The following is an 18,723-nucleotide window of genomic DNA, read 5'->3' as shown; positions in this document are numbered from 1 at the left end:
GTACTATTAGTGATATGAATGATACTATTAATGATCAAGCTGGTACTATTAGTGATATGAATGATACTATTAATGAACTTGAAAAAGAATTAAATGATCTAAAAGCAGCTAAAAATACTACAATTGTCATTAATCCAATTACCGATGTAAAATACAATACAGATGTAACAATTACTGGTACACTTGTAAACGAAGACAGTGTCGGATTGTTCAACCAAGTTGTAACTTTAACCATTGGTGACAAAACTGTTGATGTAATCACCCAAGGTGGAGTATTCGAATACACAACAAGTTTCAAAACAGTAGAAGAACAAACAGTTACAGCAGCATATGCTGGAAATGATAAATATCAAGCATCAGAAGATACAATCACATTCACACTTGAAAAAGGAGATGTAATTGTCACAGTAGACCCTATTACAGATGTTGTATATGGTGACAATGTAACCATTACTGGTAAATTCACAACTTCTGATGGAAAAGCAATCAGTAACAGTAATGTAAAAATTACAATCAATGACAAAAAATACTATGCTAGAACCGACAAAACAGGAGCATACACATTAAGTGCAAAAGTTACTTCAGTTGGTGAAAATAATGTAACCGTAGGTTATAGTGGAAACACCAACTACAACGCATATGAAACCACAGCAACATTCAATGTAGAAAAACAAGACGTAATCGTAACAGTAGATCCTATTGCAGATGCAAAATTAGGTGAAAACATTACTATTACAGGTACTTTCACAGATGCAAACGGTAAAGCAATAGCAAACAGTAACGTAAAAATCACAATCAACGGCAAAAAATACTATGCAAAAACAGACAGTACAGGAACATACACATTAACAACCACAGTAACAAGCGCTGGAATAAACAATATAACAGTTGGATACAGTGGAAACGATAAATACAATGCATATGAAGAAACAGTAACAGTCAATGTAGGAGCACAAGACGTAATTGTAACATATGAACCAATAGATGATGTAACTATTGGCGAAAACGTAACAATTAAAGGTACTTTCACAGATGCAAACGGTAAAGCAATTAAAAATAGTAATGTAAAAATTACAATTGATGGCAAAAAATACTATGCAAAAACTGACAGTACCGGTGCTTACACATTTACAGCAGAAATGACAAAAGCCGGTGAAAAAACAGTAACCATAGGTTATAGTGGAAGCGACAAATACAACGAATACGTAACTGAAACATCATTTGTTGTACTTGAAAAAGCATAAAACAAGATAAGGTATTCAATACCTTATTTAACTTTTTTTTTTTATTATTCTTTTTTAACAGTATTTTTACTTAAAAACATTAACATAATTTTATAAAATATTTTCATAGGAAGTTTTTTTACAGGATTGCATGGAACTTCCGGAGAATATTCATGGTTTATTAACTTATTTTCAATCCAATACTTATTATCATATCCGATAGTGTTATTTCCAGCCATTGCTCTCCATACATTATACATTATTAAAGCTTTAAAGCTAGGGCTAGTTAACTTATTTTCTTTAATGCTGGAGTAAAATTTAATAACTTCTTTGTCTATTTTCTGTTTAGTTTCCAATGGGAGATAACCATGAGCATCGTGTGAATGTATTAAAAACAAATTATATCTCTGATTATAACCCATATTTTCCAGAGTTTCATCTAAATATTTGCCCACTTTTTTGTGACCTGCACCAGCAGTAGTCACCACAACCATTGCTCTCTTTTTAAAAAAGTAGGGTCTGTGATAAAAGTAGGCCAAGTGATCGATAAAATTTTTCATTACTCCAGTGACATTAAGAGCATAAACGGGGCTGGTGATTATTAATCCATCACATGATTTCATACTTTCGGCGATAGGTTGAATTATAGAACTGTGTGGACACGTATCTTCACCCTTTGTAAAACAATTATAACAACCGATACAACAAGGAATATTTTCATTAATCAAATCTATTTCTGTAAATGTTATATTTTCATCCAAATTTGTCAGAGTATCTTTTGTTCGTTCAATAATTTTCCACGTGTTTTGTCTTCTAGGACTCCCATTAATAATTAAAAATTTCATTTTTATTCCCTCAGAGTTCATAATTCCTTTATTATAATATATGTTAATTAAATTATTGCTTTTTTGTATTTTTTAGTCAATAGGAAATTATTATTGTAAGTAATGACAAAAATATAAATTAATATAATCTTACATAATCTAATTTTATGGAAAGATTATAATTTAAGGGATATTCATCAAAAAAACCATAAACTCAATTTATGAAATCCCAACATTAATAAAATTAAAGGAGATACTGTATGCCAATAAATGAGGTAGAACAGGGATATAATAAAGCTTTAGAAAATAAAATACAAAGATTCTGGCAAGAACAGAATATATATGATAAAACAAGTAAACTACGGGAAAACAAGCCAAGATATTCATTCCTTGATGGACCACCGTATTGTAGTGGAAGAATACACTTGGGAACTGCTTGGAACAAAACTATCAAAGATGCATTTTTAAGATATAAAAGTATGTCTGGTTACAGTTTAAGAAGACAGGCAGGATGGGACACTCACGGATTACCTATTGAACATAAAGTAGAACAATTGCTTGAAATCAAAAGTAAACAGGAAATTGAAGAAAAATATGGTATTGACAACTTTGTTGAAAAATGTAAAGAGTTTGCAATAAAAAACAAAGAAGACATGACCGAACAATTCAAATCAATGGGTATCTGGATGGACTGGGAAGATCCATATGTAACATATGATAATAGTTATATGGAATCCTGCTGGTGGACACTTAAAAAAGCAGATGAAAGGGACTTATTGGTTCAGGATAAAAGAGTAATCACATGGTGTCCTCAGTGTGAAACAGCACTTGCAAATGCAGAAATAGAATATGATGAAATACAGGATCCATCTATCTATGTTAAATTTGAGCTTGTAAATCAAGAATTTGACGTGCCAAGTTATGTACTGATATGGACAACAACACCTTGGACAATACCTGCAAACATGGCAGTAAGTGTTCATCCCGAATTTGAATACTCATACATAAAAGTATCTGACGATGAAGGAAAACAAGAAATATTGCTCATGGCAACTGGTTTAATCGATTCCTTATTTGAAGAAGATCAGTATGAAATCATAAAAACAGTAACCGGTGAATCACTGGATGGTCTTGAATATTTACATCCATTACGGGAAGAAGTACCATTACAAGCAGAATTCTCCCATAGAATTATCTTGGGTGATCATGTAACATTGGAAGATGGTACTGGTTGTGTACATACTGCACCAGGTCATGGTCCTGAGGACTATGAAGTTGGGGTAAAAAACGGTATAGAAGTATTTTGTCCGGTAGGAGAAAATGGTTGTTACACAGAAGAAGCAGGAAAATATGCTGATTGTGGCGTAAAAGATGCAAATCCTGAAATAACTCATGATTTATATCATAATGGTGCATTACTTAAAGAAGGAACAATAGACCACAGGGTAGGACTTTGTTGGAGATGTAAAACACCAATTATATACATAGCAACAAAACAATGGTTTATTAAAGTAACGGAAATCAAGGATCAAATGCTTGAACAGGTTGATGCAGTAGAATGGGTACCATCATGGGCTGGAGAAAGTAGATTCAAGGATTGGGTTTCTAACGCACGTGACTGGACTATCTCAAGACAAAGATACTGGGGTATACCAATACCTATATGGACTTGTGAAGACTGTGATTCAAAAGTAGTTGTAGGTTCAAAACAGGAACTTAAAGAATTATCCGGGGATGATACTTTAACAGGTGACTTTGTACACAGACCACATGTGGATAATATTACAATTCCATGTGAATGCGGACATGATATGCACAGAGTACCGGATGTTCTTGATGTATGGATAGACTCAGGTGTAGCAGGATGGGCAGCATTACACTATCCACAGGATCCATCAGAAAACTTTGAGGATTGGTTCCCATACGATTTCATTACAGAAGGACATGATCAAACAAGAGGATGGTTCTATTCACAGTTAGGACTTGGAGTAGCCGCATTCGGTAAGGCACCATACAAAAAAGTGTTGATGCACGGATTTACTCTTGACGATAAAGGACAGAAGATGAGTAAATCAATAGGAAATGTTGTAAGTCCTGAAGAAGTAATAGAAAAATATAGTGCAGATACATTAAGATTCTATCTGTTGGATGCAAACAAACCATGGGATGACCTTAAATTTAATTGGGATGAAGTACAGAACTCATCAAAATTATTCAACATTTTATGGAACGTTTACTACTTCTCAACAACATACATGAGCTTAGACAACTTTGACCCAACAGCTCACAATAAAGAAGATCTAACATTCAGACAAGAAGATTTATGGATTCGTTCACGTGTAAACACTCTCATAAAATCAGTAAGTGAAGACATAGAATCATTAGTATTCAACAGAGCAACAGAAAAAATCACAGAATTTGTACTCGAAGATTTAAGCAGATGGTATGTAAGACTTATCCGTGGAAGAACATGGGTGGAAAGTGACGATCCTGATAAATTAGGAGCATATTACACTTTATACTATACTTTAAAAGATTTAATAAGAGTATTGGCACCTATTGCTCCACACGTAACCGAAGAAATATATCAAAACCTTGTACGTGGTGTTGAATGTGATGCACCTGAAAGTGTACACATGCTTGACTGGGAATATGATGAAACGGAAATCGACACGGACCTTGAAGAAAATATGACACACATACGTGACATACTTGAAGCAAGTGCTCACGCAAGAGATGTTGCAAGATTTAAACTCAGATGGCCTGTACAAAATATTACAGTAGTAACTGAGGATGATGCAGTAAAAACTGCTATAACTTCATTAGAAAGTGTACTATTAGAACAGGCAAACTCTAAAAAAGTAACAATAGAAACAGAGTTAGAAAATGCAATAGTCATTGCAAAACCTAACATGTCAATACTAGGTCCAAAACTTAGGGGAGACTTAGGAAGGGTTAAAAAATACTTTGAACAGGATGATGTGGATGCCGGAATTATCCTTGATGAAGTAACACAAAATGGTGAATATACAATACACTTTGATGACAAAGACATTACCCTTGTTGAAGAGGAAATTTTATTTGAAAAAGATGTACCTGAAAACTTGGTAAGTTGTGACTTTGAAGGTGGAAGTGTATATGTGGATACTGAAGTAACTCCTGAAATATACTCTGAAGCAATGGCTCGTGAATTAATACGTCGTATACAGGATATGCGTAAAGATTTAGACTTGAATGTAGAAGCAAACATACAGGTCATTGTTGAATGTAGTGAAGAATTTAAAGATGCCGTGCTACCACACCAAGATTACATATCTAATGAAGTACGTACTGCTAACTTGGAATTTGATGATATCTCTTCAGATGAAGGATATACAAAAGAATGGAAAATTGAAGAAGAACAACTTAGAATATTCATTAAAGAATAATATTAAAAAAATTTGAAGGTTGTATGAGTTTATGGTTTTAACTGATGATGAATTAAAATATATTAATGAAGTATTAGGTAGAGAACCTAATGAATTAGAATTAGGAATGATGGATGTCATGTTCTCTGAGCATTGTTCCTATAAAAGTAGTAGACCAATTCTAAGAAACTTCCCTACAGATGGTCCGGATGTAATTTTAGGTCCTGGTGACGATGCAGGTATTGTAAGCTTAACGGATGAATATGCATTGGCAATCGGTATGGAAAGTCACAACCACCCTTCAGCTGTTGAACCTTATGGTGGTGCAGGTACAGGTATTGGTGGTATTGTAAGAGATATTATAAGTATGGGAGCAAGACCGGTTGTACTATTGGATGCACTTAGATTTGGACATATGAGTGATCAAAGATCAAAATACATATTCGATTATGTTGTAAAAGGAATTTCAGACTACGGAAACAGGATTGGAGTGCCAACCGTAGGTGGAGAAATAGAATTTGATGATAATTTCCAATACAATCCTATGGTAAATGTAGTTTGTGCAGGACTGGTTAAGAAAGATGAAATAGTATATGGAAGTGCACCGATTGTGGGTGACGTATATTTCCTCATGGGAGGAACAACTGGTCGTGATGGAATACATGGCGTAACTTTTGCTTCAGAAGAATTGACAAGTAATTCTGAAATAGAAGATAGGCCGGCAGTACAGGTAGCAGATCCATTCACTAAAAAACGTGTAATGGAAGCAACATATGAATTGTTAGAAACATTGGACATTCACGGTGTAAAAGATCTTGGTGGTGGAGGATTAACCTGTTGTCTATCTGAAATGGCAGATAAAGGTGGAAATGGTTCCTGTATTGATTTAAACAAAATACCATTACGTGAAGAAAACATGACACCGTATGAAATAATGTTATCTGAATCCCAGGAACGTATGGTATTTGCTATTTCACCGGAAGATGTTGAAAAGGCATCAGCAATATGTGAAAAACATGATTTATCACATGCAGTAATCGGTGAAATAATCGATAAAAGAGAATTTATCATCAAAGATGGTGATGAAATAATATGCCACGCACCTAACGTATTGTTTACTGATGCACCAATCATTGAAAGGGAAGCAAAAGCACCTGAAAAAGTAATTGTGGATGTTGATATTCCTGAAACTGATCCTCAGGAAGCATTACTTGCACTTTTAGCATCTGAAAACATCACCAGCAAAGAATGGGTATACAGTCAATATGACCATGAAGTACAATTAAGAACAATTGTAAAACCTGGTGACGATGCCGCAGTTATTAAAGTAGATGATGAAACATCATTTACAATAGGAACTGACTGTAACAGTACTCATGTATTGCTTGATCCATATCATGGAGCAGCAGCTGCAGTACTGGAATCCATTAACAATTCAATAAGTATGGGTGCAAGACCAATAGCATTGGTGGACTGTCTTAACTTTGGTAACCCTGAAAAACCGGAAGTATTCTGGCAATTCAAAGAAGCTGTAAGGGGTATGAGTGATGTAGCAAACAAATTCAATACGGCTTTCATAAGTGGTAACGTAAGTTTCTATAATGAAACTGAAGGAGTAACAGTTAATCCATCTCCAATAGTTGGAACTGTTGGTGTATTAAATAATGATTACATTAAAACTATGACTTTCAAAGAAGAGGGTGACGTAATCTTTGTTATAGGTAACACTTATCCTGAACTTGATGGTTCACAATACTACAAGGAAATTCATAATGTAGTCCAAGGATATCCTCCTGAAGTAAGAATTGACGAAAATTATGCTGTTTCAATGGAAATACAAAAGCTTATCCAGGAATGTAACGAAGAAATAACTGCAGTACATGACATATCCAAAGGTGGACTAGTAACTGCATTGGCACTTATGAGTATTAAATCGGATAAGGCAGTAAATGTTGACGTTGCTGCAATTCCATCTACAGTTGATTTAACTCAGGATGAAAAATTGTTCTCAGAATCTAATGGCAGGTTTATCATAACTGTCAAATCAGATAAGGTGGATAAAGTTAAAGAAATGTTGGATAATGATTCAATTGCTTATTCAATTGTTGGAGAAGTTACTTGTGATAATTTCATAATTAATAACGATTCTGAAGAATTAATTAATGTTGAAGTGGAAAAACTTTTAAAAGCAAACACAACTACAATTGAAAATCAAATGGCTTAAAATTATAGAAGGTCATTCTAATGAATGCATTATGGTATTATGCAATAGGTTTTGTTATAGTATGGGTATTGGCGGTTTTATTGAAAGGAAAGTATGATAGTATTTCCGTTCAAGGAATTGTCATAATGCTAAAAACAGAGAAATTGCACGATATTATTGATCGAATTGCTAAAAAAGTTCCAAGATTCTGGAAAGCATATATGAACATAGGAATTCCAATAGGATTTTTATTTATGGGCATTATGTTTGTAGCTATATTGTGGTCTTTGCAGTTAATGTTTGAAATGCCTACGGTTTCATTAATTTTGCCTGGAGTGGATATTCCAGGTTCTCCTTTATATATTCCTTTTGGAACAGGATTATTGGCATTGGCAACGGTTCTCATAATTCACGAAGGTGGACATGGGGTACTTGCAAGAGTTGAGGGAGTTGCAATCGATTCTGTGGGTTTATTGTTGATGTTAATAATTCCGGGAGCATTTGTAGAACCGAATGAAGAGGAACTCAAAAAAATAAACGGTATTAGTAAATTACGAGTATATTTTGCCGGACCAATGTTTAACATGGGATTGGCAGCCATAGCTTTAATATTAATGATGTTCGTTGGAGGATTTGTTGCTTCCGATGTATACACTTCTGATGGGATGGAAATTACCAGTGTAATTCCGTCCAGTCCCTCTGATGGAGTATTATCCGATGGAATGATTATTCAGGGAGTAAATAACAAGACTGTTAGAAACTACTCATCTTATGTTGTAGCAATGAATGATACCCAAATAGGTGATAATATTTCAATTACTACTGATAAGGGCACATATAATATAGTCAGTACTTCGAATCCGAATAATAGCAGCAGATCATATATAGGTGTACGTTCACAGGAACATAAAATAGTTTCTCCAGAAGTTCAGGACAAATATGGAACTTTTATTCCATGGTTAATGACTCAATTAAGAGAGTTCTTATATCTAGTATTCTTACTGAACTTCTCAGTAGGTACATTTAACCTTTTACCAATGAAGCCTTTGGATGGTGGATTGATTCTTGAGGAAGTAGTAAATTTCAGGATTACTGATGAGCGTAGGAAAGATTTTAATAACACTCTAAACTGGTGGACAAGACCATTACCATTGAGTATTCGTTGTTGGATAAATAGAATATTCAATGCTTTATTGGACTTTTTACATAAAATTGAACTCAGTGAAACTAAAGCACAGTTTATAGTTAGAGCATTTAGTTATTTCCTGATAATAATTCTATTCATTCTCATATTGTATGGTATGCTTCCAGGAATACTTAAAATGATTTAAACTCTTTTTATTATTTTTTTTATCATATTTTCTAAATTTTTATTATAATCTTTGTTCAAATATAGTATTAATTATCAAAATATTTAGGGTGAACCATTATGAATAAAATGAACATTGTAGGTATTGGTCCGGGAGACAGAGAATACTTAACATTAGGTGCTATAGAAACTATTGAAAATTCAGATGTATTGGTTGGTAGTCAAAGATCATTGGATCTATTTGATTATTTGGATGCTAAGATGGTTGTTTTAGAACCTAGAGATATTCCAAAAACAGTTAAAATGGCAGTATCTTATCTTGATGATGGTTTAAAAGTATCTGTTTTATCCACGGGTGATCCGGGTTTTAGTGGAATGCTTAAAACAATACAAAAATTATCTCCAAAAACTAAAGTAAACGTTATTCCTGGAATAAGTTCAGTTCAACTAGCAGCAGCAAAAGTGCAAATACCATGGGATACAGCAAATCTCTTAACAATTCATGGTGGTAAAGCTCCAACGGATGACTTACTGGAAAAGCTCGATAATACAAGACCAAATATTGTACTTCCTAACAGACATATCAGTGAATTGGCAGAATATTTGATAGATCATGGATACAGTCCAGAACATGAAATAACTATTTGTGAAAAATTAAGTTATCCTGATGAACAAATAGTTCAGGTAACATTGGGTGAAGCAATAAATATGGACTTCGGTTATATGTGTGTAGTTATAATATAATCATACAATCCTTAATTTTCTATTTAACCTCCATTTATCACTTATTTTTAATTTTTCAATAACTTAATTATTTAAAAACAACATATATTATTAATATATTAATTAATTTCATAGAATATAATTTTTTTAATAGATTATTTTAATATTTTAACTAAGTAGAAGGAGATTTGATATGTTACAAATAGCAGTAACAGGTAAACCAAATGTAGGTAAATCCTCATTTTTTAATTCAGCAACTTTATCAGAGGCAGAAGTTGCAAATTATCCATTCACAACAATAGATGCAAATGCAGCAATAGCTTATGTAACAGCTGAATGTCCATGTAAAGAATTAGAACTTACATGTAATCCAAGAACCGGAAAATGTGAGGAGGGGATACGTTACATTCCAGTAGAATTAATTGATGTTGCAGGTTTGGTACCTGGAGCATACGAAGGAAAAGGTTTGGGAAACAAATTTTTAGATGATTTAAGTCAGGCAAGAGCATTAATTCATATTATAGATGCTTCAGGAGGTACTGATGCGGAAGGAAATCCATGTGAACCGGGTACACATGACCCATTGGATGATGTTAATTTCCTTAAACATGAAGTAACCATGTGGGTATACTCTATTTTGGAAAGAAATTGGCCAAGACTTATACGAAAAGTTATGAGTGAACATCTGAATTTTGCAAAAGTCATATCAGAACAATTAACCGGAGCAGGAGTATTGTTGGATGATGTTATAGAAGCAGAACGTATCATGGATGATGACTATGATAAGTGGGAACAGGAGGATATGTTACGCTTTATTGACAAGATACTTGAATCTGCAAAACCTATTATTATCGTAGCAAATAAAATTGATACTCCACAGGCAGAAGAAAATATAAAAAGACTTAAAGAAAAGTATGAACAGGTAATTCCTACAAGTGCGGAATCTGAATTGGCATTGGTTAATGCAGCTAAAGCAGGACTTATCAAATACCATTCTGGAGAAGATCATTTTGAAATACTGGATGAGTCTAAATTGTCTGATAAACAAAAGATGGCACTTAATTACATAGATGAACATGTTCTTAAAAAATATGGTTCAACAGGAATACAGGAAACTATTAACAAGGCAGTCTATGAAACATTAAATAACATAGTCGTATATCCGGTTGAAGATGAACACAAGTTTTCTGATCAAAAAGGTAATATATTGCCTGATGCATTGTTGGTACCAAAAGGATCAAATCCAAGAGACTTGGCATATTGTATTCACACGGATATTGGGGACGGTTTTACACATGCAATTGATGCAAGACGTAACATGAGAATCTCCAGTGAACAGGAACTCAAACAATCGGATATAATAAGTATTATAGCAAATAAGTAGGTGTATTGTATGAAAACATTAATCTATGCCGACTATGAAACTGATTTAAACAAATACAAAAATTTAAATTCAGATGTTATGGTATATGATGAAACAGGTATAATCAATACGGATTTTGAAAAAACAGATTCATTAGACATGTTTTCAAATGTTGATGCAGTAATATTTACACAAAATTGCATTATAAATGGTGAATATGATACCAGTAAATTAAAAGAGGCATGTATTAAAATACAAAACTGCGTATTGGATGAGGTACTGTTGATTTTTGATACAAAGGTACCTCCAAGGACAGTACTTAAAATGTCAAAAGTTATTGACGAATACGGATTAATTCCAGACATTAAATTGGCATATACTACAGAAATTAATGATAACTTAAGAATAATTGCAGGTAAAAATGATTCCTGTCTGCAAAAGGCGGTTAATTTGTATGAGACCATGTCTAATGAAATAAAGACAGTTAAACATATCCAGACAGCAGAATTTATACCTATTCTTCAAAATGCATATAAGGATGCTTTGGTGGCATTGGCAAATGAAACTGCAATTTTATCTGAAGCTTTAACCATTGATTTAACAGAAGCGATTGATGTTGCAAACACCGGTGAAGGAATAAATCTCTTATATCCTCAACCAATACTTAAAAATGAGATTTCCCGAGATTCGGAGGAAATAAACAAGTTAGCAAACGAATATGGTGAACCATCACAGTTATCAGAAACTATCAGGAATACAAATAACTATGTTGCATACCATATGGCTTACATGGCAGAAAAAGAGTTATATCTTAAAGAACATCTTGCAATGTTTGAAACTACAGTGGCAATACTTGGAATTACTGAAGATGAAGAACTGATTTCTGAAAAAGACAATGCTTCATTAACTTTAATAGATGATTTTGTAAGCAGGGACGTTGAAGTGTGGGCACATGATGATAAGGTTCCGGAAGAAATAATTGAAGAGCATGGTGCAAAGAAAATCACATTGGAAGAAGCTTATGAAGCTGATTGTATAATAGTTATGCTTGATAATGAAGAATACAGGCAGTTAAATCCTGAAAGAATTGAAAAAGTGATTATTACAGCCCTACCAATATTCGATCAGAACAAATTTGAAAATGTAAAATATAGTTGTGTAGGTCATTACAGATTAAAGGAAGGTGAAATGTTATGATTCATCCAAGACCAAGTCCAATAGCTGCTGCTCTTTACACGTTAAGAGATCTGGAAGTTGACGTAATAATTATGCATGGACCGGCAGGATGTTGTTTTAGAACAGGAAGATTACTTGAAGATGAAGGAATACGAGTAATCACTACTGCCATGAACGAAAACGATTTTATTTTTGGAGCAAGTGAAAAATTAATCGAAACTATTCGTGAAGTGGAAGATACATTTCATCCAAAAAATATAGGAATAGTTGGTACCTGTGCAAGTATGATTATTGGAGAAAACATGAAAAATGATGCACAGGAAGCAGGAATCGATGCAAATATAATAATAGTTGAAACTCATGGAGGATATGAATCAGGGGATAATACTGCAGGTGCAATTCAAGCATTAAAAGCCGCTAATGCTGCAGGTTTAATCACTGAAGAAGAAGTTGAAAGACAATCATTAATGCTTCAAAAAGCTACAGAATTGGAAAAGAGCAGGGGAATGGCTAAAGGTACTTACATTAAACCAAATTATGGGGATAATAAGGTTAAAGTTGCAAAAGAAATAATTGAATCTCTTGAATCCGATAAAAAAGTAACCATTGTTCTCAATGCTAAAAAAGAAACAAGTTACCTTTTTGCAGATATAATGACTATCGACTGGACAAAATATTATCCAAATAATTCTCCGATTTATATTTCAAATACTGATGAAGAAATAGGATTGCCCTACATTAAACACCATGCAAAAACGGTAAATGAAACTATCAGTAAAAAATCAGATTATATTACTGGAGGATTGGATGAATATCCTGTAACAGGAATTAAAGCTGAAGAGGTATTAAATGAATTAAATTCGGATTTAACAATTGTATTGGGAGTGCCTCATGCAGTTGATGTAACAAAGGTTCCAGGTAAAACAATAGCCGTTACTGATGGGCCGAGATTGGTTGAACCATTAAAACAAATGGGATTTGACTATGTTGTCACAGAATTGGATGCTCATTCTAAAACTTTGGGTGCAAAATCAATAGTTGAATCAGAATTTGCACAAACAATACGGGGATTATTAGAATAACTGAAAATTAAACATTTTTCAAAAATTGATTAAAAAATAAAACAAAATATAATATCTATGAATAAGATATATATCTATAATTTAAAATATCAACACAGGTGAATTCATTGAATATAGTAATTATAGGAGCAGGAGCTTCAGGTCTAACTGCCGCATCAAATATTAGGAAATACGATGACGAATCTCAAATAATAGTATTTACTACACAAAAACACGTAGCATACTCTCCATGTGCAATTCCTTATGTAATAGGAGGACACATAGATAGCTTTGACGATATTATTATGCATAAACCAGAGGAATACATGCGTAAAAATATCAGAATACTTACAGAAACAGAAGTTGTAGAGATTAATAATGATATTACTGAGTTAACATATCAGGATAAAAAAGGTAACAAACAAAATCTCAAATATGATAAATTAGTCATAGCAACTGGTGGAAAACCTTTAATCCCTCCAATTCCAGGTAAAGATTTGGAAGGAGTTTTCAAAGTAAGAACAGTTGAAGATGGAGAAGAAATTCTTGCATACTCACAAAAATGTAAAAATGTAACTCTTGTCGGTGGAGGAGCAATAGGATTGGAACTTGGTTCTGAATTAGCAAATAAGGGAATTAAAGTTACAATTGCTGAAATGATGCCACAATTATTCCCAAGATCATTTGATCAGGAAATGTCTGATAAATTCCAGGAACACCTTCAGGGTAAAAACATTGAAATATTAACCAGTTCTGCAGTAGAATCAATTAACGGTGAAACAAAAGTAGAATCCGTTACAATAGATGGTGTTGAAAGACCTGCAGATATGGTAATTTTATCCACTGGTGTAAGACCACAAACAGAATTGGCAGAGAGTATTGGTTGTGAACTTGGACATTTTGCAATCAAAGTAAATCCACACATGGAAACATCAGTGCCTAATGTCTATGCAGCAGGGGATTGTGTTGAAGTAACCAATGCAGTTACTGGAGATATAACTCTTTCACCATTAGGAACAACTGCAGTAAGACAAGGTATTATTTTAGCTAAAAATTTAGCAGGACATGAAATAGAATTCCAACCTGTACTTAACTCCACAGTATCACAGATAGGTGGTATGGAAATGGGAGCAGTAGGTATCACACAACAGGAAGCAGAAAAATTAGAAATACCTGTTGTAGTAAGTACTATTGAATCATTAAGTCGTGCAAGATATTATCCTGGAAGCAAACCATTATTCCTTAAATTAATTGCAAAAACAGATGGAACAATTATTGGATGTCAAATGTTTGGTCAGGAAGCAGTAGCTGAAAGAGTGGATACAATGACAGCAATAATGTCACAAAAATTAACCTGTGATGATGTAGTTTCAATGGAATTCTCATATGCACCACCTGTATCTCAAGTAATTGACCCTATTGCTCAGGCAGCAGAGGAATGTCTTGAAAAAATAGATGCTCTTGATGAAGAATGTGATTGTGCTGTTGAAGAAGAACCTGAAGATGAAACACCTGTTGAAGAAGTTAAAACTGCTGAAAAAGTATCTAAAGAAGAACCTAAAGAAGAAGCAGTTGAAGAAGAACCTAAAGAAAAAGAAATGACTTTCCCTGAATACTTAAGAAGTCAAGGATTAATTGATTAAATTAATTCTTTTTTATCTATTTTTTATAATTTTATTTTTTTCAAACAATTTATTTCTAAGGAATTAATCATAGTTTATAGAATAAGCAGATATGCTATACGTATTACTATGGATATAAATTGTCTAATTTAATTGAATAAGCTTTTTTTTTAAAATTAGTACTGTTGGAGTTTAAGTAAAAAAAATATAAGTGTGTTGTACACTTATATACAGGTGTATCCACCGTCAACTGCAATTGATTGACCAGTTACGTAACCTGATTTTGGAGATGCTAAGTAAACTACTGTTGAATCTAATTCTCCGTCAACACCAGATCTACCTACAGGTACAACTGTTTTTGTGTATGCTTTGTATTCTTCGGTTTCTAATAAGTCAATTGTTAATTCTGTTGGGAATGTTCCAGGACAAATTGCGTTTACAGTAATGTTGTATTTTGCCCATTCTGCTGCTAATTGTCTTGTGAGGTTTACTACTCCACCTTTTGCTGCTGCGTATGGGGAGGTAGGTGTTGCCATTGTTCCTACTAAACCGAACATTGATGCAGTGTTTATGATACGTCCGTATTTTTGTGGAATCATTGCTTCACGTGCTACTTCTCTTGACATTTTGAATGTACCAGTAAGGTCTACATCTACTGTTTTGTTCCATTCATCATCTGTTAATAATTCTGCTTCTTTGGTTGCTCCGTATCCTGCGTTGTTGTGTAAGATATCGATTCTTCCGTAGTGGTCCATAATTTCTTTTACACAGTTTTGTACACTTTCTGTGTCTGTTACATCACAAACTACTCCAATACAGTCTACTCCGATTTCTTTGATTTCTTCAGCTACTTGATCTAATCTTTCTTTTCTTCTTCCAGTAATTACAATGTCTGCACCATATCTTGCATATGCTTTTGCCATTTGTACTCCAATACCGGAGGATGCTCCACTAACTACTGCTACTTGTCCGCTTAAATCAAATAAATCATTCATGTTATTTTTTCTCCTATAATATATTATATTAATCAATTTTTATGTGAATTATATTCACACTATATATCATGATTTATCATTATAATTATATATACTTTACATGAATTTATTTTTTAAAAAACGCGTTATATTTTGATAAGGAGGTTAATCTTAGCATATGTTTCTTTTTTTATTTTTATTATCATTTAAAAAATTTATTTAGTATCAGAAATATATTTCCGTCTCTAATTTTTAAAATTACTTTTTTTAATGTTCAATATTAAAATCAAAATAAAAAAATATAAAAAAAAGAAGATTATTGAGATTTATTTTCTCGACAAACTTTTTTGTATTCTGCTCCCTGAATATCGTGATATTTAACCATACCAATCATTTCTCTTTGGTCAATAAGTTCTTTATCTTCGAAGGAAACAGTTTCTTCATTGTATAATGCACAACATGATTTTTTAGTGATTACTTTCATGGAACCTTTATGTAATCTAACTTCTACAGCACCATTTACTCTTTTTTGCATATGGTCATTGATTACATCCAAATCTTTTCTTAATGGTTCGTTCCATAATCCTTCATAAACCAATTCAGCATAGGTATTGCTTAAGTTTTCTGCAAATTTAATTTCTTTTCTACTGAAGATAAGTTTTTCCAATGCTGCATGTGCAGTAATAAGAAGGATTGCTCCAGGAGTTTCATAGTTTTCTCTTGATTTTAATCCTATGATTCTGTCTTCAATCATATCGATTCTACCAATTCCATGTTCTCCGGCAATTTCATTTGCTTTTCTTATAAGAGATACAGGATCTAATTCCACATCATCAATTTTTGTTGGTATACCGTTTCTGAATGAGATTTTAACAATTTGTGGTTCATCAGGTGCATCTATTGTGGATTTGGTCCATTCGTAAATATCTTCTGGAGCCGGTGTAGCAGGGTTTTCTAATAATCCACCTTCTATTGATCTTCCCCAAAGGTTTTCATCTATACTGTATATTTTTTCTGATGGTAATGGTATGCCGTGTTCTTTTGCATATTCCTGTTCTTCGGTTCTGGTAAGGTTATAATCTCTTATTGGTGCTACAATGTATAAGTCAGATTCTGATCTGATTGTTGCTTCAAATCTGAACTGATCGTTTCCTTTACCGGTACAACCATGTGCAATTGTTGCTGCTCCTTCTTTTTCTGCTATTTCAACGATTTTTTTTGCAATTAATGGTCTTGCAAATGCAGTACTGAGAGGGTATCCTTCGTATAATGCATTGGTTTTGATACATCTGAATGCATAATCTCTTGCAAATTCATCTTTTGCATCAATGGTGTAGTGTTTGCTTGAACCAATTTTTTCTGCAGCTTCTTGTGGTCTTTTTATTTCATCTTCAGGTTGACCTACATCTACACAAGCTGTGATTACTTCCATGTTATATTTTTCTTCCAGGAGTTTAACACAAACTGATGTGTCTAATCCTCCACTAAATGCTAATACACATTTTTCCATTTTTTCACCTACATATCTTTTTTTAATAAATTAATTATATAATAATCTTAGATGTCAATTTTTGAATCTTAAAAATTTATATTACTACTATATATCTTTTATTATTCTAATAAAATTTGCTATTTTAAAAATAGAAAATAAATATGTCATGTTAAAATCTATTATTTTTATTCTTTTGAATAAAATTAAATAGTTTTTTAAACATAAATTGAACATAGGATTGTAATTATGTATAAGTTTAACTTTCTTTCTATTGATTCATCTACTAAAGGTAATGTATTGGCTAATAACCAGTTAAATAGATATTTTATTAACAAAGGATACAGAAAAAAATCTGAATTGATGGAATATATCAACAGGACTTCGGAGGGAACCATGGTTTTCACATTAGGTGAAGGCAGATATAATTTATTACTGGTTGGGGGGGTTCATGGTAATGAACTTGCTTCACAGGCTGCCTTAATTAAATTAATGGATGAAGTTATAGAGGGTAATGTTAAACTTAAATGTAAATTACATATTGTTCCATTTCTGATACCATATGCAACTATGATTAATTCAAGAAATTATCATGATAAAGATATGAACAGGAATGCTCATTCAGAGGGGATTACTAGAAAAATTATTGATTATGCCGTTGAAAATAACATCACTGCTCTTTGTGACTGTCATTCAACGGATCCTAACAACAAACCGGGATTTGCCAGTGTATTCTGTTCTGTAAAACCATTGATTGACAGTTCAAGGATAGCCAGCTATGTTTGTAAAAATACGAATTCTAGAATTTTACCGATTGCTGAGGCAGGTTCGGTTTTACATGGTGCTGTTGAAGATGAAGCAAATCTTAGAGGTATTCCTGCAATTACATGTGAAACGGTTTGTGAAAATGGGAAGTTAGATGAAAATTCAGTAAATTTTTCTTTTAAACAGATTATAAGCTTTTTGGATTATTTTGGTGTAATATGACTGGATTGCTATGAAGATTAATATTAAAAGTTTTTATTAGTATACATACTTCTTTTATTTTTAATGGCAGTTTTGAGGGTATTTTCTAGTAAAAATCTAATAATACTTTATTGAGACAAACAACATCTGAACCAATGCCAAAATTAAACATTATAGTTTCAGGTCATCTACTTGATAAGCGTATTAAATTAAATAATGAATCTTTATATGATTCAACAGTTAAGAAAATCTCAAATATACAAAACAGGATAATGATAATATCCGATTTTTTACTAAATCATATTCCGGCAGGTAAAATAAACAACAGATTCATGGAAAATATTTATCTGCTTCTACTGTGAAATGATGTTATTTTATCACAG

14 protein-coding genes are annotated in these 18,723 nt (G+C 32.9%); 11 read left to right on the top strand and 3 right to left on the bottom strand.

The features are described from left to right. On the top strand, positions 1-1,244 hold a 1,244-nt coding region (locus QZZ11_RS08325; protein ID WP_292475243.1), incomplete at its 5' end, for an Ig-like domain repeat protein. A gap of 44 nt (positions 1,245-1,288) precedes the next feature. Here QZZ11_RS08325 and QZZ11_RS08320 read toward each other — a convergent pair. Further along, positions 1,289-2,068, bottom strand: coding sequence for an NAD(P)H-dependent oxidoreductase (locus QZZ11_RS08320; RefSeq protein ID WP_292475241.1), 780 nt, complete (start codon positions 2,066-2,068; stop codon positions 1,289-1,291). Between the two features lie 239 nt (positions 2,069-2,307). Here QZZ11_RS08320 and ileS point away from each other — a divergent pair, with 239 nt between their 5' ends. The 8 genes from ileS (at position 2,308) to QZZ11_RS08280 (ending at position 14,932) form a co-directional block, all read left to right on the top strand. Continuing rightward, entirely contained in the window at positions 2,308-5,475 is a 3,168-nt protein-coding gene (ileS, locus tag QZZ11_RS08315; protein WP_292475239.1) for an isoleucine--tRNA ligase, read from the top strand. A 31-nt stretch (positions 5,476-5,506) separates the two neighbouring features. Then, a complete protein-coding gene (gene purL, locus QZZ11_RS08310; protein ID WP_292475236.1) occupies positions 5,507-7,678 on the top strand; it encodes a phosphoribosylformylglycinamidine synthase subunit PurL in 2,172 nt (723 codons plus the stop codon). Between the two features lie 20 nt (positions 7,679-7,698). Further along, positions 7,699-8,988 (top strand): site-2 protease family protein, encoded by a 1,290-nt coding sequence (locus tag QZZ11_RS08305; RefSeq protein ID WP_292475234.1) that lies wholly within the window; start codon positions 7,699-7,701, stop codon positions 8,986-8,988. Between the two features lie 98 nt (positions 8,989-9,086). Next, positions 9,087-9,710: a cobalt-precorrin-7 (C(5))-methyltransferase gene (locus tag QZZ11_RS08300; protein ID WP_292475231.1), complete on the top strand. Its 624-nt coding sequence runs from the start codon at positions 9,087-9,089 to the stop codon at positions 9,708-9,710. A gap of 172 nt (positions 9,711-9,882) precedes the next feature. Then, positions 9,883-11,073, top strand: coding sequence for a redox-regulated ATPase YchF (locus QZZ11_RS08295; RefSeq protein WP_292475228.1), 1,191 nt, complete (start codon positions 9,883-9,885; stop codon positions 11,071-11,073). A 9-nt stretch (positions 11,074-11,082) separates the two neighbouring features. After that, positions 11,083-12,249, top strand: coding sequence for a hypothetical protein (locus tag QZZ11_RS08290; RefSeq protein ID WP_292475227.1), 1,167 nt, complete (start codon positions 11,083-11,085; stop codon positions 12,247-12,249). Next, entirely contained in the window at positions 12,249-13,310 is a 1,062-nt protein-coding gene (cfbD, locus tag QZZ11_RS08285) for a Ni-sirohydrochlorin a,c-diamide reductive cyclase catalytic subunit (RefSeq protein ID WP_292475245.1), read from the top strand. Before QZZ11_RS08290 ends, cfbD begins: the two co-directional genes overlap by 1 nt. A gap of 107 nt (positions 13,311-13,417) precedes the next feature. Then, complete coding sequence (locus tag QZZ11_RS08280; RefSeq protein ID WP_292475225.1) at positions 13,418-14,932, top strand: FAD-dependent oxidoreductase; 1,515 nt, start codon at positions 13,418-13,420, stop codon at positions 14,930-14,932. A 203-nt stretch (positions 14,933-15,135) separates the two neighbouring features. Here the strand turns inward: QZZ11_RS08280 and QZZ11_RS08275 are convergent, their stop codons facing one another. Then, positions 15,136-15,906, bottom strand: coding sequence for an SDR family oxidoreductase (locus QZZ11_RS08275; RefSeq protein ID WP_292475222.1), 771 nt, complete (start codon positions 15,904-15,906; stop codon positions 15,136-15,138). A 295-nt stretch (positions 15,907-16,201) separates the two neighbouring features. Further along, positions 16,202-17,395: an argininosuccinate synthase gene (locus tag QZZ11_RS08270; protein ID WP_292475221.1), complete on the bottom strand. Its 1,194-nt coding sequence runs from the start codon at positions 17,393-17,395 to the stop codon at positions 16,202-16,204. A 228-nt stretch (positions 17,396-17,623) separates the two neighbouring features. Here QZZ11_RS08270 and QZZ11_RS08265 point away from each other — a divergent pair, with 228 nt between their 5' ends. Together QZZ11_RS08265 and QZZ11_RS08260 are read left to right on the top strand one after the other, a co-directional pair. Further along, entirely contained in the window at positions 17,624-18,361 is a 738-nt protein-coding gene (locus QZZ11_RS08265) for a succinylglutamate desuccinylase/aspartoacylase family protein (RefSeq protein ID WP_292475219.1), read from the top strand. A 110-nt stretch (positions 18,362-18,471) separates the two neighbouring features. After that, entirely contained in the window at positions 18,472-18,702 is a 231-nt protein-coding gene (locus QZZ11_RS08260; RefSeq protein ID WP_292475217.1) for a hypothetical protein, read from the top strand. Positions 18,703-18,723: the final 21 nt, after the last annotated feature.

This window comes from Methanosphaera sp., from assembly GCF_016282985.1.
Lineage (GTDB): Archaea > Methanobacteriota > Methanobacteria > Methanobacteriales > Methanobacteriaceae > Methanosphaera.
Note: the sequence above shows the minus strand (reverse complement) of the source record. Positions and strands in the feature narration are given on the sequence as shown.

Coding starts and splice junctions, on each gene's coding strand:
- QZZ11_RS08290 (WP_292475227.1), top strand. CDS start 11,083: ATGAAAACATTAATCTATGCCGACTATGAAACTGATTTAAACAAATAC.
- QZZ11_RS08305 (WP_292475234.1), top strand. CDS start 7,699: ATGAATGCATTATGGTATTATGCAATAGGTTTTGTTATAGTATGGGTA.
- QZZ11_RS08265 (WP_292475219.1), top strand. CDS start 17,624: ATGTATAAGTTTAACTTTCTTTCTATTGATTCATCTACTAAAGGTAAT.
- ileS (WP_292475239.1), top strand. CDS start 2,308: ATGCCAATAAATGAGGTAGAACAGGGATATAATAAAGCTTTAGAAAAT.
- QZZ11_RS08300 (WP_292475231.1), top strand. CDS start 9,087: ATGAATAAAATGAACATTGTAGGTATTGGTCCGGGAGACAGAGAATAC.
- QZZ11_RS08275 (WP_292475222.1), bottom strand. CDS start 15,906: ATGAATGATTTATTTGATTTAAGCGGACAAGTAGCAGTAGTTAGTGGA.
- QZZ11_RS08270 (WP_292475221.1), bottom strand. CDS start 17,395: ATGGAAAAATGTGTATTAGCATTTAGTGGAGGATTAGACACATCAGTT.
- QZZ11_RS08320 (WP_292475241.1), bottom strand. CDS start 2,068: ATGAAATTTTTAATTATTAATGGGAGTCCTAGAAGACAAAACACGTGG.
- purL (WP_292475236.1), top strand. CDS start 5,507: ATGGTTTTAACTGATGATGAATTAAAATATATTAATGAAGTATTAGGT.
- QZZ11_RS08295 (WP_292475228.1), top strand. CDS start 9,883: ATGTTACAAATAGCAGTAACAGGTAAACCAAATGTAGGTAAATCCTCA.